Origin of the sequence: Streptomyces sp. NPDC001137, assembly GCF_040298885.1 — a bacterium.
Classification (GTDB): domain Bacteria; phylum Actinomycetota; class Actinomycetes; order Streptomycetales; family Streptomycetaceae; genus Streptomyces.
In genome coordinates this window covers 51,129-65,493 of record NZ_JBEPBA010000039.1, presented here as the reverse complement: position 1 = coordinate 65,493, position 14,365 = coordinate 51,129, and the positions used below count along the sequence as shown (strand labels likewise).

Here is a 14,365-nt window from a genome sequence, read left to right as displayed (position 1 = left end):
AGCCCGCCCGGCAAAATCCAGCCCCTCCGGCGTTTGAGGAGCGGGGGTCCGGGGGCTGGCCCCCGGGTCGGGACGGGAAGGGGCGGCGGGGGCGAAACAAGTTCACCAGCGGGCCGGTGGCGGAGCCGTCAGCTGTTCCGCCAGGCGGTAGAGGCGGTCCCTCAGGCGGCGGTTCCCCCGTGGCGCCGGCAGGGCGTTCTCGCCGGCCGCCGCACTCACCAGGTGCTGCACCGTGTCCAGATCCAGCTCGGACCCTTCCGGGACAGCCAGCGACTCATGAGCCAGAGAGGCAAGCTCACCCTCCCCCGACCCGAGCGCCAACACCGTCGCCCCGGCCCGCCGCACGTCGGACACCCGCTCCAGCAGCGGCCCCTGAGGCCCCCCGGGCGAAACCACCAGCAGCGTCTCCCCCCGCCGAGCCGCCGCCAACCGCCCGAGCCCCACCGCCAGATGCGCCGGATCCGAGGGCCGCGCCCCGTGCCGTACCAGGGTCGGGGCCAGCTCCGGAGTCCCCGACCACGCGGCCTCGTCCACCAGATGGGCCGCCAGATGCCACGGCTCGTACTCCTCGGTGCCCACCAGCAGCAGCCCCCCGCCGTGCGACACCACCGACCCGCGCAACGCGCCCGCGAACCGCCGCGTGGCCCCCAACCATTCCGTCCCGGCGAGCACTTCACGCAGCAACGCGACACGTACGGCGTCCATGCCTGCGCATCCTGCACCAGTCGGACACTCGTGACCGGTCGTTCACCCCGAATTCGCCCGACCTGGCGACAGTGCGCGGATGACAGAAGCCACCGTTCCCTTCCGCGCCGGCCGTGAGGGATACGCGAGTTACCGGATCCCGGCGGCGGTCGTGACCACCAAGGGCACGCTCCTCGCCTTCTGCGAGGGCCGGGTGAAGTCGGCGAGCGACCACGGGCACATCGACATCGTGCTCAAGCGCTCCACGGACGGCGGCCGCACCTGGGGCCCGCTCCAGGTCGCCGCGGACAACGGCCCCGGCCTGGCCGGCAACCCCGCCCCCGTGGTCCTCGACACCGGCCGCATCCTCCTCGTCCACGTCCGCAACGCCGCATCCGCCTCCGAGGAGACGATCCGGCTCGGCAAGGTCAAGGACGCCGACGGCCGCCGGGTGTGGGTGCAGCACAGCGACGACGACGGCCTCACCTGGTCGAGCCCCGTCGAGATCACCAAGTCGGTGAAGAAGGCCGGCTGGCGCTGGTACGCCACCGGGCCCGGCCACGCCCTCCAGCTCGGCAGCGGCCGGATCGTCGTCCCCGCCAACCACAGCCTCCCGCCCACCGGCACCGACCTCGGCACCGAGCCCCAGTACAACGGCGGCCACTGCCTGCTCAGCGACGACCGCGGCGCGACCTGGTCCATCGGTTACGTCGACGACAACACCGACGGCTACATCAACGCCAACGAGACCACCGCCGCCGAACTCCCCGACGGCAGCGTCTACTTCAACACCCGCAACGACTCCCCGTCGCCCGGCAACCGCGCCGACGCCCACTCCCAGGACGGCGGCAAGACCCTGCGCCTGCCCTTCCGGCCGCAGGCCGGCCTCGAGGGACCGGTCTGCGAGGGCAGCCTGCTCCAGCTCCGCGACCCGGACGTGCTGCTCTTCTCCGGCCCCGCCCATCCCGACGCCCGCGCCCTGATGACCGTCCGCGCCTCGACGAACAACGGCACGACCTGGCGCCCGGTGTACACGATGGACGGCCTGCCCGCCGCGTACTCCGACCTCGTCCGCCTCGACGCCTCGACGGTCGGGATCCTCTACGAGACCGGGGACTTCGGCGCCTACGAGCGGATCGTCCTGCGACGGCTGCCCGTGACCCGGCTCACCTGACCGACAGGGGTGGCCGGGGCGGACGTAAAGTCGGCCCATGACCTCTACCGACAGTGCTGCACAGACCCCCGCGAAGGCCCCCGTCAAGGACCCCTGGGACCTGCCCGACGTCTCCGGGCTCGTCGTCGGCGTCCTCGGCGGGACCGGGCCGCAGGGCAAGGGCCTCGCCTACCGGCTGGCCAGGGCCGGCCAGAAGGTGATCATCGGCTCGCGTGCGGCGGAGCGTGCGCAGGCGGCCGCCGATGAGATCGGCCACGGCGTCGAGGGCCACGACAACGCCGAAACCGCTCGCCGCAGCGACATCGTCATCGTCGCCGTACCGTGGGACGGCCACGGCAAGACCCTGGAGTCGCTGCGCGAGGAACTGGCCGGCAAGCTGGTCGTCGACTGCGTCAACCCGCTCGGCTTCGACAAGAAGGGCGCCTACGCGATCAAGCCGGAGGAGGGCAGCGCCGCGGAACAGGCCGCCGCCCTGCTGCCGGACTCCCGGGTCGCCGCCGCCTTCCACCACCTCTCGGCGGTGCTCCTCCAGGACCCCGAGATCGACGAGATCGACACCGATGTGATGGTGCTGGGGGAGGAGCGGGCCGACGTCGAGATCGTGCAGGCGCTGGCCGGGCGCATCCCGGGCATGCGCGGCATCTTCGCAGGCCGGCTGCGCAACGCCCACCAGGTCGAGTCGCTGGTCGCCAACCTGATCTCCGTCAACCGCCGCTACAAGGCGCACGCCGGGCTCCGCGTCACGGACGTGTGAGGGCGTGGGGGACACTGGAGCCGTAGCAGTGTCCCCGAGCCCGCCGACAGGAGCCGACCGTAATGCCCCGCCTTGGCATCTATGCCTTGATCGTCTTCATCCTCGCCGTGGCCGCGGCCGTGGTCTCCTTCGCACAGGGCAGCTGGCTGGGCGTCGTGTGGATCCTGCTGGCGGGGCTGTCCAGCAACATGTGCTGGTACTACTGGAAGCGGGGCCGGGCCGAGCGCCGGTCCTCCTCCGTCACGGGCTGACCGAGCAGAACTCGTTCGTACCCTGCCAGAAGCGGTAGAGCTCCTGGCCGCAGTACGTGCCGAAGTCGCTGATGCCGAGGCTGCGCAGGATCGCGTCGATCACGTCGAAGAACGCCGTGTTGACCGACGGCACCCACAGCAGCGCGAACACGAACAGCAGGCCGAAGGGCGCGAACGGCTCCACCTGCCGCTTGATCTTGTACGACAGCCAGGGCTCGATGACGCCGTAGCCGTCCAGGCCGGGCACCGGCAGGAAGTTCAGGAGGGCGGCCGTGACCTGGAGCAGGGCGAGGAAGGCCAGCGCGAACTGGAAGTCGCGCGGCACACCGTCCAGCGCGTGCAGCCAGAACGGGGCGGTGCACACGGCCGCGAACAGGACGTTCGTCAGCGGTCCTGCCGCCGAGATGAGACTGTGCCGCCAGCGACCCCGGATGCGGTTGCGCTCGATGAACACCGCGCCGCCGGGCAGCCCGATCCCGCCCATGATCACGAACAGCACCGGCAGCACGATGCTCAGCAGCGCATGCGTGTACTTCATCGGGTTCAGCGTGAGATAGCCCTTCGCGCCGACCGAGATGTCACCGCTGTGCAGGGCGGTACGCGCGTGTGCGTACTCGTGCAGACACAGGGAGACGATCCAGGCCGCCGTCACGAACAGGAACACGGCCACGCCCGGCTGCTCGGCGAACCCGGTCCAGGTGGCCCAGCCCGTGACCGCCGTGACGGCCAGGATCCCCAGGAAGACCGGGCTGATCCGCCTGTCGCTGCGGCTGGTGGTGGCGGTGGTCATGGAACTCCCTGGACTCTGCGTGCACGCGGTGGGACTGCCCGACGGTACCGGGCACAGGTGGAAAACGTCTCGCGGGGGGCCGGGGGTTCCATGGAAGGGTGGGGGCATGGGGGAGTGGCATGTGTTCTGCGCGGGGCCGGCGGAGCCCGTTGCGCTGCCCCCGTGACCGGGCCGCTCGCCGGAACCCCATGACCACCCCCGACGTCAACGGAGACAATGGACCCCGTGCGCTATCGCATCCTCGGCACCACTCAGGCGCTCCGCCCCGACGGCACCCCTGTCCCGGTCGGCGGGGCGCGGCTGCGTGCTCTGTTGACCGTGCTGGCCCTGCGCGCCGGGCGTACCGTGCCGGCCGGCGTCCTGGTCGACGAGGTGTGGGGCGGTGACCCGCCCGCCGACGCGCCGGGTGCGCTGCAGGCGCTGGTCGGCCGGCTGCGGCGGGCGCTCGGCGCGGACGCCGTCGCCTCCGCGGAGGGCGGCTACCGGCTCACCGCCCGGCCCGACGACGTCGACCTGCACCGTTTCGAGCGGCTGACCGGCGAGGGCACGCGCGCGCTCGCCGACGGTGACCCCGCCAAGGCGGCCGTGGTCCTCGACGACGCCCTCGGCCTGTGGCGCGGGCCCGCCCTGGCCGACCTCCCCGACCGCACCGCGGAGGCGGCCCGCTGGGACACCCGCCGCCTCGACGCCCTGCGCACCCGCCACACCGCCGCCCTCGCCCTGGGCCACGCCGAGCAGTCCCTGCCCGAACTGACCGCCCTGTGCGACACCCACCCCCTCGACGAGCCCCTCCAGGCCCTGCGCCTGCGAGCCTTGCGCGACGCGGGCCGCACGGCGGAGGCACTGGCAGCCTTCGAGGAGGTACGGCGGCTGCTGGCGGACCGCTTGGGAGCGGACCCGGGGAACGAACTCAGGGCGCTATACGGGGAGTTGCTGCGCCCGGATGACGGGGAGGCGCGCGTGCCCGGCCGTGCTGCCGGTGGGCCGGGGCGGGGTGTCGGTGAGGGGGCGCGCGGGTCGCTGGGGCCGGAGGACGTGGATTCGGGGGCGCGTGGCGGTGCAACCGGCGTTCCGGCGGGTGGTCCTGGGCGGTATGCCGGTGAAGGGTCGGGGGAGTGGTCGCCGCCGGAGGACGCGGATTCTTGGGTGCGTGGCCGCGTGACCGGCGTTCCGGCGGGTGGTTCCGGGCGGGACGGCGGTGAGCGGTCGGGAGAGCGGGACGAGTGGGTACGTGGGAGTGACCCCGGCGCCCCGCCGGACGGCCGCGGGTGGAACAGCGGTGCACCGGCGGCCGACGGGCCCGGTGCTGTTGGCGGAGGTCCGGACGGTGCGAGGCCCGGGGCCGCGGCAGACGGCCTGTCGGGCCGGGGGCCCGGCACCCAAGGGGCGGCGGCCGCCGCCCCCGTAGCCGACGCCCTTCAGCCCCCCGGCAACCTCCGCGCCCGCCTCACCTCCTTCGTCGGGCGGGAGGGTGACATCGAGGCCATTCGGGGTGATCTCGCCGCGGCGCGGCTCGTCACGTTGCTCGGGCCCGGTGGGGCGGGGAAGACGCGGCTGTCGCAGGAGGCCGCCGAGGCCGTGCGGTATGCGGCGCGGGACGGGGTGTGGCTGGCCGAGCTGGCGCCCGTCGACGACCCGGACGCCGTACCGGAGGCCGTGCTGACGGCCGTCGGGGCCAGGGAGACCGTGCTGTACGGCGCGGGGGCCGAGGCGATGCGGGCGGCGGGGGCCGAACGGCACGACGACCCCGTCGAGCGGCTCGCCGAGCACTGCGGACGGCGGCGCATGCTGATCGTCCTCGACAACTGCGAGCATGTCGTCGAGGCCGCCGCCCGACTGGTGGAGGAACTGCTCGAACGCTGCCCGGAGCTGACGGTGCTCGCCACCAGCCGTGAACCCCTCGGCGTACCGGGGGAGTTGCTGCGGCCCGTGGAGCCGCTGCCCGAGCCGGTCGCGCTGCGGCTGCTCGCCGACCGGGGCGCGGCCGCCAGGCCCGGATTCCGGGTCGACGAAGACCCCGAGGCATGTGCCGAGATCTGCCGGCGGCTCGACGGGCTGCCCCTGGCCATCGAGCTGGCCGCCGCCCGGCTCCGTATGCTGACGCCCCGCCAGATCGCCGACCGGCTCGACGACCGCTTCCGGCTGCTGACCTCCGGCAGCCGGACCGTGCTGCCCCGCCAGCAGACCCTGCGCGCGGTCGTCGACTGGTCCTGGGAGCTGCTCGACGAGGAGGAGAGGGAGGTCCTGCGGCGGCTCTCCGTCTTCGCGGGCGGCTGTGACCTCGCCGCCGCCGAGGCCGTCTGCGGGCCCGCCGCGCTGGAAGCCCTCGGTTCCCTCGTCGACAAGTCCCTTGTGGTGGCCGCCCCCGCGGGCGGCGGAGGCATGCGCTACCGGCTGCTCGAGACCGTCGCCGAGTACGCCGGCGAGCGCCTGGACGAGGCCGGGCGGCGCCCGGAGACCGAGCGCGCGCATCTGACGTACTACCGCGAACTCGCCCGCACCACCGACCCGTTGCTGCGCGGCCCCGGCCAGCTCGCCGCGATCGAGCTGCTGGAGCGCGAGTACGAGAACCTGCGCACCGCCCTGCGCCACGCCGTTTCCGAGCGCGACGAACAGGAAGCCCTCTGCCTCATTCTGTCGCTGGCCTGGTACTGGCAGATGCGTGACGCGCGCATCGAGGCCCGCAACTGGTGTGCCGAGGTCATGGCCCTCGGCCCCGACCCCTTCGCCGCCCCCGCCAGGCCCGCCGCCCCGGTCTGGCAGCGCTGCACCGACGTCAGGCCCCCGCTGTCCGGCGAACTCCTCGCCGAGGCCCGGCGCGGCGTCCACCTCGCCCATCTCGCCTGTATGGACACCGAGTTGGAGGCCTGGGAGTCCCCGCGGGCGAAGCAGAAACTGCGCACCATAACCGAGGTCTACGAGCCCGGCCTCCCGCAGACCTGCCGTACCCCCGGTCTGCTCTGGTTCTACGCAGTGATGCTGACCGGCAGCGTGGACCGGCTGCCCGGGATCCTCGACGCGAGCGTCGCCACCTGCCGTACCACCCCCGGCATGGAGTGGGAACTCGCCGCCACCCTGCAGATGCGCGCCAACCTGCTCGCCAACCGCAGCGACTGGGCGGGCGACGCGCAGCGCGACGCCGACGAGTCGCTGGAGATCTACCGGCGCATCGGCGACCGGTGGGGCACCGCCGAGGCGCTGTCCGCCCGCGGCGAGGCCCGTGAACGGATCGGCGAGTACGCGGCGGCCGCCGCCGACTACGAGGCGGCGATGGAACAGGCCGAACGCCTCGGCGCCCGCGCCCAGGTGGCCGTGCTGGGCGCCCGGCTCGGCAGCGCACTGCTGGAGGCGGGTGAGAGGGAGCGCGGCGAGCAACTGCTGCGCGAGGTGATCGGGCGGAAGGACGGCTCGGGCAACGAGGCCATGCCCGCCGCCCGGATGTTCCTCGCCGGGCGGCTCGCCATGACCGGCCGGACACCGGAGGCACGCGAACAACTGCGGCTGCTGCGTGAGGAGTTCAGAATCGCCCACTTCATCGTCTTCGACGCGTTCATCCTCGGCTCGGAGGCCTTCGTGGAGGCGGCCGACGGCCAGTACGAGCAGTCCCTGGACAAGGCCCGGCAGGCGCTGGAACGGGCCCGCGACCCGCTGTCCGAGGCCATCGCCCCGCACATGCGGCCCCTGTATCTGACCCTCGCCGCGATCGGCCTCGCCGGTGCCGACGGCGGCCGCCGGGCCCGGGACGCCGCCCGCTGCATCGGTGCCGCCCGGACCCTGCTGCCGGCCGGCCATGTCGCGACGTCCATGGAGCGCGACGTGTACGCCCGGGCCGAACGGCTGGCGCGCGCGGCCCTCGGCGACGAGGCCTACGAGGCCGCCCACGCGGAGGGCGGCGGCCTCTCCGCGGAGGAGGCCGCCGCCCTGGTCTGACGCGGACCGAGGCACACCCGGGCTGCGTCAGCTCTTGGTACGGAACTTGTGGATCGCGTACGGCGCCGCCACCGCCGTGATCGCCACGGACCAGCCGAGCGTCACCCACAGGTCGTGCGCGACCGGGCCGCCCACCATCAGTCCGCGCGCCGCGTCGGCGAGCGTGGACAGCGGGTTGTAGTCGGTGAAGGCCTGCAGCCAGCCCGGCATCGAGTTCGTCGGCGCGAAGATCGACGAGCCGAACTGAAGCGGGAAGAGCACCAGGAAGCCCATCGCCTGAACGGACTGCGCGTTCTTCAGGACCACGCCCAGTGTGAGGAACACCCACATGATCGAGGAGGCGAACACCGCGGACAGGCCGACGGCGGCGAACAGACCGCCCCAGTGGTGGATGTCGAATCCGACGAGCACGGCGACGATCATCAGCACGGTCGTGGCGAACAGCATCCGCACCAGCTCGACCGAGATCTTCGCGAACAGCACCGAGCCGCGCCCGATAGGCAGGGACCGGAAGCGGTCCATGACACCGGAGTTGAAGTCCTGGCTGAAGCCGGTGCCGACGCCCTGGGACAGCGACATGCTCATCATCGCGATCATGCCGGGGATGACGTACTGGACGTACCCGTCCTGGCCGCCGCCCAGCGCCTGACCGATCGAGCCGCCGAAGACGTACACGAACAGCAGGGTGAAGATGACCGGCATCAGCAGCGCGTCGAACATCGACTCGGGGTCCTGCTTGATCCACAGCAGGTTGCGGCGGATCAGCGCGCCGGTGTGGCGCAGATGGCCGCGCAGGGAGATGTGCGCATCGGCGACCGGAGCGGTCGGAGCGGTGGCGGTTGCCGCGCTCATACGGCGACCTCCTCGAGGGTGTCGGTGGGTACGGCGTCCTGCGGGGCACTGGCGCGGTGGCCGGTGAGGGACAGGAACACCTCGTCCAGGCTGGGCAGTTCGGTGGTGATGGAGCTGATCGTGATGCCCTCCGCGAGGACCACGCCGGCCACGGCGGTCAGCTGTTCGTCGCTGAGGATCGGGACGATCACCGAACCGCTCTCGGTGTCGACGGTCGTGGTGGCGAGGCCGGTGATGCCGAGGCCGTCGAGGGTGGCGGCGAGCGGCCGCAGTTGCTGCGGGTCCGCGGGCCGCACCCGCAGGGTCCGTCCGCCCACCTTGGCCTTCAGCTCGTCGATCGCGCCGCCCGCGATGACCTTGCCGCGGTCCACGACGGTCAGCTCGTCGGCGAGCTGCTCGGCCTCCTCCATGTACTGGGTGGTGAGCAGCACGGTCACGCCCTCGCCGACCATGGTCTTGACCTCGTCCCACACCTCGTTGCGGGTGCGCGGGTCGAGTCCGGTGGTCGGCTCGTCGAGGAACAGCACCTCGGGCCGCCCGATCATCGAGGCCGCGAGGTCCAGGCGCCGCCGCATACCGCCGGAGTAGGTGCTCGCGGGCCGCTTGGCGGCCTCGGTGAGCGAGAACCGCTCCAGCAGCTCGTCGGCACGCGCGCGTGCCTCCTTGCGGGGCAGGTCGAGCAGCCGCCCGATCATGTAGAGGTTCTCCCAGCCGGGCAGCTTCTCGTCGACGGAGGCGTACTGCCCGGTGAGGCCTATCACCCGGCGCAGCTGCCGGGGCTGGCGCAGCACGTCGTATCCGGCGACGGTCGCCCGGCCCGAGGTGGGGGCGAGCAGGGTGGACAGGATCCGCACCAGGGTGGTCTTGCCGGCGCCGTTCGGCCCGAGCACACCCATCACGGTGCCCTCGCGCACGTCCAGGTCCACGCCGTCCAGCGCCTTGGTCTCGCCGTAGTGCTTGACCAGCCCCCGCACGGTGACGGCGCTACCGCCGTCGCTGGGGTTCTTGTCGATTCGCGTCATGCCGATGACGGTGTCAGGGCCGACCGACAAACGACCGACAGGTCACCGACACGGCTTGGCCAGCGCCTACAGACCGCCGACACTCCGGCCCGTCCGGCGCTTTGAGAACGAGTCGGGACGGTTTTCAGCCCGTCCGGCGTTTGAGGACGAGGCCGTTCAGGCCGAAGCGGGGGTCTGGGGGCGGCAGCCCCCAGGGTCGGGACGGGTAGGGGCGGCGGGGGCGAGGAAACAAAACGGCAGCCCGTCGACGGGGGAAGATCGACGGGCTGCCTCTGTGCCGCTGTGGCTCTAGTGGACGGAGTTCTCCTCCGACGGGAACACCCCGCCGACGACATCCTCCGCGAACTCCTTCACCGCGTTCCCCATGACCTCACGCAGGTTCGCGTACTTCTTGACGAACTTCGGCACCCGACCGGAGGTCAGCCCCAGCATGTCCGTCCACACCAGCACCTGTGCGTCCGTCTCCGGACCGGCGCCGATCCCGACCGTAGGAATGTGCAGCACCCGCGTCACCTCGGCCGCCAGCTCCGCCGGCACCAGCTCCAGCACGACCGCGAACGCGCCCGCGTCCTGCACGGCCTTCGCGTCCCGCAGCAGCTGCTGCGCCGCCTCCTCGCCGCGCCCCTGCACCCGGTAGCCCATGGCGTTGACGGACTGCGGGGTCAGACCGATGTGGGCCATGACCGGGATACCGGACTCGACAAGGAGCCGGATCTGCTCGTGCGAGCGCTCCCCGCCCTCCAGTTTCACGGCACCCACCCCGGCGTCCTTGACCAGCCGGGTCGCCGAACGCAGCGCCTGCACCGGACCCTCCTGGTAGGAGCCGAAGGGCAGGTCGCCGACGATCAGTGCGCGCTGTGTCCCGCGTACGACGGCGGCGGACAGCATGGTCATCTCGTCCATGGTGACGGGCACGGTCGTCTCGTACCCGAGGTGGCAGTTGCCCGCCGAGTCGCCGACGAGGATCACCGGGATGCCGGCCTCGTCGAAGACGGACGCGGTCATCGCGTCGTAGGCGGTGAGCATGGGCCACTTCTCGCCGCGTTCCTTGGCGAGGGCGATGTCGCGAACGGTGATACGGCGTGTGCCCTTGCCCCCATACAGCGCCTTGCTGCCGTCGGAGGACCTGTTCTGGACAGTCTGGGCAGCCGAAAGCTGCGTCATTGCAACGGCTCCTTCAGTCATCTCGAGGCGCCCTGACGGCGTCCCCGGATCACCCCCATGGTGGCACTTCGTGCCAGCCAGGGCCAGAGGGAACTCCGTCACGTACCGCACGCGGGAGCGGGCGTAAGGTCCAGGTAAAAGATTTACGATACGGCACCGTCTCGTATCGGAATTCGCCTAGCCTGGACGGCATGACGACTCCACCCGTTTCCGCGCCCCGGATACCCGAGGCGGTGCACCGGCGCCGCTGGGCCATCCTCGGCGTGCTGATGCTCAGCCTGCTGATCGTGGTGCTCGACAACTCGATCCTGAACGTCGCGATCAAGACGATCTCCACCCCGGCCCCGACCGGGCTGGGCGCCACCCAGAGCGAGCTGGAATGGGCGATCAACGCCTACACGCTCGTCTTCGCGGGGCTGCTGTTCACCGCCGGCCTCATCGGCGACCGGGTGGGCCGCAAGAAGGTGCTGCTCGGCGGTCTCGTGGTGTTCGGCGTCGGCTCCGCGCTCGCCGCCGAGTCCGGCTCGCCCGGCCAGCTGATCGCCTACCGCGCCCTGATGGCCCTCGGCGCGGCCTTCGTCATGCCGGCCACCCTCGCCGTCCTCATGAACGTCTTCGAGCGCGAGGAGCAGCCCAAGGCCATCGGAATCTGGGCCGGCGGTGTCGGCCTCGCCATCGCCATCGGCCCGATCACCGGCGGTGTGCTCCTCGACCACTTCTGGTGGGGCTCGGTCTTCCTGATCAACGTGCCGATCGTGCTCCTCGCGCTCGCCCTGATGATCTGGCTCGTCCCCGACTCCCGCGACCCGCGGCCGGGCCGGCTCGACCCCATCGGTGTCGTGCTGTCCGTCGTGGGCCTGGTCCTGCTGGTCTACGGCATCATCAAGGGCGGCGAACTCGCCGACTTCAGGGACGCCCAGGTGCTGTCGACCATCGCCGCCGGTCTCGTCGTACTCGCCGCGTTCGTCGTCTTCGAGAAGCGCAGCGACCACCCCTCGCTCGACGTGACGTACTTCAAGAACAAGGTGTTCTCGGCCGCCATGGCCGCCATCGCGCTGGTCTTCTTCGCGCTGATGGGCGTCACGTTCTTCGCCGTGTTCTACACCCAGAGCGTGCGCGGCTACTCGCCGCTGCAGTCCGGTCTGCTGATGCTGCCGCTGGCCGCCGCGCAGATGATCTTCGCGCCGCGGGCCCGGCTGGTCGTCGACCGGTTCGGCAACAAGGTCACCACCGGCGTCGGACTGCTGCTGCTCGCCGGGATGCTCGCCGCGTTCGCGGGCTTCGAGGCGGACACCCCGATCTGGGTCCTGGAGGTCGTGTTCTTCCTCATGGGTGCCGGCATGGCCCACGTCATGACCCCGACCAGCGTGGTCATCATGCAGTCCCTGCCGCGTGAGAAGGCCGGCTCCGCGTCGGCGCTGAGCAACACCTTCCGCCAGGTCGGCGGCGCCCTCGGCATCGCGGTCCTCGGCTCGGTGCTGTCGACGGCGTACCGCAACGGCATCGAGGGCAAGCTGGGTCACCTCCCGGCCGGGCTGCGGGAGACGGCCGGCGAGTCCATCGAGGCCACCCTCGGCGTCGCGGCGAAGCTGGGCCCGCAGGGCAGGGCCCTGGTCACCCCGGCCAACGACGCCTTCCTGCACGCCATGCACGTCACCGCGCTGTGCGGCACGGTCGTCGCGATCATCGGCGCGCTCGTGGCCTTCGTGTTCCTGCCCGGGAAGCCGCCGGCCCGTCAGGAGGGCGAGGAGGAGCAGCAGTTGGTGGCAGCGGCGGAATAGCGTCTTCCGCCGCACTGGGGGGCAGGGAGAATTGCTCCAGCACGACGAAGGGACGCAGAAGTGAGCCTCGCCGACAGTCCGGCCCCTCCCGGGGCGCCCTCCCGGGGACGCCCCCGCAGTGAGGCGGTCGAACGCGCCGTCATAGAGGGCGTGCTGAAACTCCTGGAGGACGGCGTCCCGCTCGCCGAACTCTCCATCGAGCGCATCGCCCGCACGGCGGGCGTCGGCAAGGCCACCATCTACCGCCGCTGGAGCGGCAAGGAGGAGCTCTTCGTCGACGTCGTACGCGCCGCCGAGCCCCCCGACCCCGAACTGCCCGGCACGTCCATGCGCGACGACATGGTGGCCCTCCTGGAGCAGCTGCGGCAGCGCGGCGTCATGACCCGTACCTCGGTGCTCCTGCACAACGTGTTCGCCCAGATGAAGAGCAGCCCGAAGGTCTGGGCCGCCTATCACGCCTCCGTCGTCCGGCCGCGGCGCAGACTGCAGATCGAGATCCTGCGCCGCGGCCAGCAGAACGGCGAACTCCGCGAGGACATCGACCTGGAACTGGTCAACGACCTGATCGTCGGCCCCATGCTGCTGCGCACCGTCATGCGCCCGGCGGTGGAGGAGGAGACCGACCTCTCCGAGGGACTGTCGGAGCGGATCGTGGACACCCTTCTCGAAGGGCTACGACCCGTCGAGGGACCACGGTCCGTCAAATCCTCAACCACCTAGACCGAATGTGCGCGTTGCGTCACAGAGGGCGCTTTCGAGGGCCGTATTCGGAACTCCCCGCGCCGGGTTCGTCGTCCTCGTGCCCGTACGGCCGTCATGCGACGGCAGGGACAGGCTCGATCATCCCCTAGGGTTTCAGAACAGGGGGGACGGACGGGTTGCACGGCAGGCAGTGAGGCGACGCGGTATGGCGCAGCAGGCGTATGTGACGGAGACGGACAACGGCGGCTCGGGGCCCGAGCACCGGGGAGACCGGCTTCGGCGCCTGCTCAACCGCATGGTCTCCGGATGGCGGGACGACCCGAGAATCTGGCGCCGCGGCCTCGTCGTCGCCGCGCTCGCGGTGGTCCTCGCGCTGGTGATGCTGCTGCACGCCCGCATCCCCAACCGCATCGGCAACCTGGGCAGTCTCACCGAGACCTTCCTGCCCTGGCTGGGCCTGCTGGTGCCGCTGCTGCTCCTGCTCGCGCTGGTGCGCAGGTCCGCGACCGCGCTGATCGCGGTGGTGTTGCCCGCGGCCGTATGGCTGAATCTCTTCGGCGGTCTGCTGACGGACAAGACCGGCGACGGCGGCGACCTGACCGTCGCCACGCACAACGTCAACGCCGACAACCCCGACCCCTCGGGCACGGCCCGTGAGGTGGCGGCGTCCGGTGCGGACGTGCTGGCCCTGGAGGAGCTGAACGCGTCGGCGGTGCCGGTGTACGAGAAGGCGCTGGCGTCGACGTACAAGTACCACTCGGTGCAGGGCACGGTCGGGCTGTGGAGCAAGTACCCCATGACCGGGGTCGAGGCCGTCGACATCAAGCTGGGCTGGACGCGCGCCATGCGCGCCACGGTGACCACGCCCGAGGGCCAGGTCGCCTTCTACGTCGCCCATCTCCCCTCCGTGCGGGTGAAGCTGGAGGCCGGGTTCACGGCCCGGCAGCGCGACAAGAGCGCCAACGCGCTGGGGGAGGCCATCGCCCATGAGCCGCTGAAGCGGAAGGTGCTGCTCGGCGACCTGAACGGCACGATGAACGACCGTTCCCTCAACGGCGTCACCTCCCAGATGCGCTCCACGCAGGGCGCGGCGGGCAGCGGGTTCGGGTTCAGCTGGCCGGCCTCGTTCCCGATGGCACGGATCGACCAGATCATGGTCCAGGGCATCGAGCCGGTGACCTCGTGGACGCTGCCCAGGACCGGGAGCGACCATCTGCCGATCGCGGCCCGTGTGAGCCTCACCACCGGTTCCTGACCCCGG

12 protein-coding genes are annotated in these 14,365 nt (G+C 71.6%); 7 read left to right on the top strand and 5 right to left on the bottom strand.

The window, feature by feature from the left end; genetic code table 11:
- Positions 1 to 102: 102 nt before the first annotated feature.
- Entirely contained in the window at positions 103 to 705 is a 603-nt protein-coding gene (locus ABT254_RS43615; protein WP_351483270.1) for a hypothetical protein, read from the bottom strand.
- 79 nt (positions 706 to 784) lie between these two features.
- Here ABT254_RS43615 and ABT254_RS43610 point away from each other — a divergent pair, with 79 nt between their 5' ends.
- From ABT254_RS43610 to ABT254_RS43600, 3 genes are all read left to right on the top strand, one after another.
- Complete coding sequence (locus ABT254_RS43610; protein ID WP_351483269.1) at positions 785 to 1,858, top strand: sialidase family protein; 1,074 nt, start codon at positions 785 to 787, stop codon at positions 1,856 to 1,858.
- 37 nt (positions 1,859 to 1,895) lie between these two features.
- The gene (npdG, locus tag ABT254_RS43605; protein WP_351483268.1) at positions 1,896 to 2,612 is read left to right on the top strand and encodes an NADPH-dependent F420 reductase; all 717 of its coding nucleotides are present in this window, start codon (positions 1,896 to 1,898) and stop codon (positions 2,610 to 2,612) included.
- A gap of 62 nt (positions 2,613 to 2,674) precedes the next feature.
- Complete coding sequence (locus ABT254_RS43600) at positions 2,675 to 2,863, top strand: hypothetical protein (RefSeq protein ID WP_351483267.1); 189 nt, start codon at positions 2,675 to 2,677, stop codon at positions 2,861 to 2,863.
- Here the strand turns inward: ABT254_RS43600 and ABT254_RS43595 are convergent.
- Positions 2,853 to 3,653 (bottom strand): site-2 protease family protein, encoded by an 801-nt coding sequence (locus tag ABT254_RS43595; protein ID WP_351483266.1) that lies wholly within the window; start codon positions 3,651 to 3,653, stop codon positions 2,853 to 2,855. The genes ABT254_RS43600 and ABT254_RS43595 overlap by 11 nt on opposite strands.
- Before the next feature lie 216 nt (positions 3,654 to 3,869).
- Here ABT254_RS43595 and ABT254_RS43590 point away from each other — a divergent pair, with 216 nt between their 5' ends.
- On the top strand, positions 3,870 to 7,583 hold the full coding sequence (locus ABT254_RS43590; protein ID WP_351483265.1) for an AfsR/SARP family transcriptional regulator: 3,714 nt from the start codon (positions 3,870 to 3,872) through the stop codon (positions 7,581 to 7,583).
- 27 nt (positions 7,584 to 7,610) lie between these two features.
- Here ABT254_RS43590 and ABT254_RS43585 read toward each other — a convergent pair whose 3' ends face one another.
- From ABT254_RS43585 to panB, 3 genes are all read right to left on the bottom strand, one after another.
- Complete coding sequence (locus ABT254_RS43585; protein ID WP_351483264.1) at positions 7,611 to 8,435, bottom strand: ABC transporter permease; 825 nt, start codon at positions 8,433 to 8,435, stop codon at positions 7,611 to 7,613.
- The gene (locus ABT254_RS43580) at positions 8,432 to 9,457 is read right to left on the bottom strand and encodes an ATP-binding cassette domain-containing protein (protein WP_351483263.1); all 1,026 of its coding nucleotides are present in this window, start codon (positions 9,455 to 9,457) and stop codon (positions 8,432 to 8,434) included. The genes ABT254_RS43585 and ABT254_RS43580 overlap by 4 nt, the downstream gene beginning before the upstream one ends.
- A gap of 288 nt (positions 9,458 to 9,745) precedes the next feature.
- Complete coding sequence (gene panB, locus ABT254_RS43575) at positions 9,746 to 10,621, bottom strand: 3-methyl-2-oxobutanoate hydroxymethyltransferase (protein WP_351483262.1); 876 nt, start codon at positions 10,619 to 10,621, stop codon at positions 9,746 to 9,748.
- A 191-nt stretch (positions 10,622 to 10,812) separates the two neighbouring features.
- Between panB and ABT254_RS43570 the strand changes: the two genes are divergently transcribed.
- From ABT254_RS43570 to ABT254_RS43560, 3 genes are all read left to right on the top strand, one after another.
- Positions 10,813 to 12,402, top strand: a complete 1,590-nt coding sequence (locus ABT254_RS43570; protein ID WP_351483261.1) for an MFS transporter — start codon at positions 10,813 to 10,815, stop codon at positions 12,400 to 12,402.
- 60 nt (positions 12,403 to 12,462) lie between these two features.
- Positions 12,463 to 13,122 (top strand): TetR/AcrR family transcriptional regulator, encoded by a 660-nt coding sequence (locus ABT254_RS43565; protein WP_351483260.1) that lies wholly within the window; start codon positions 12,463 to 12,465, stop codon positions 13,120 to 13,122.
- Between the two features lie 277 nt (positions 13,123 to 13,399).
- Positions 13,400 to 14,359 (top strand): endonuclease/exonuclease/phosphatase family protein, encoded by a 960-nt coding sequence (locus ABT254_RS43560; protein ID WP_450752903.1) that lies wholly within the window; start codon positions 13,400 to 13,402, stop codon positions 14,357 to 14,359.
- Positions 14,360 to 14,365: the final 6 nt, after the last annotated feature.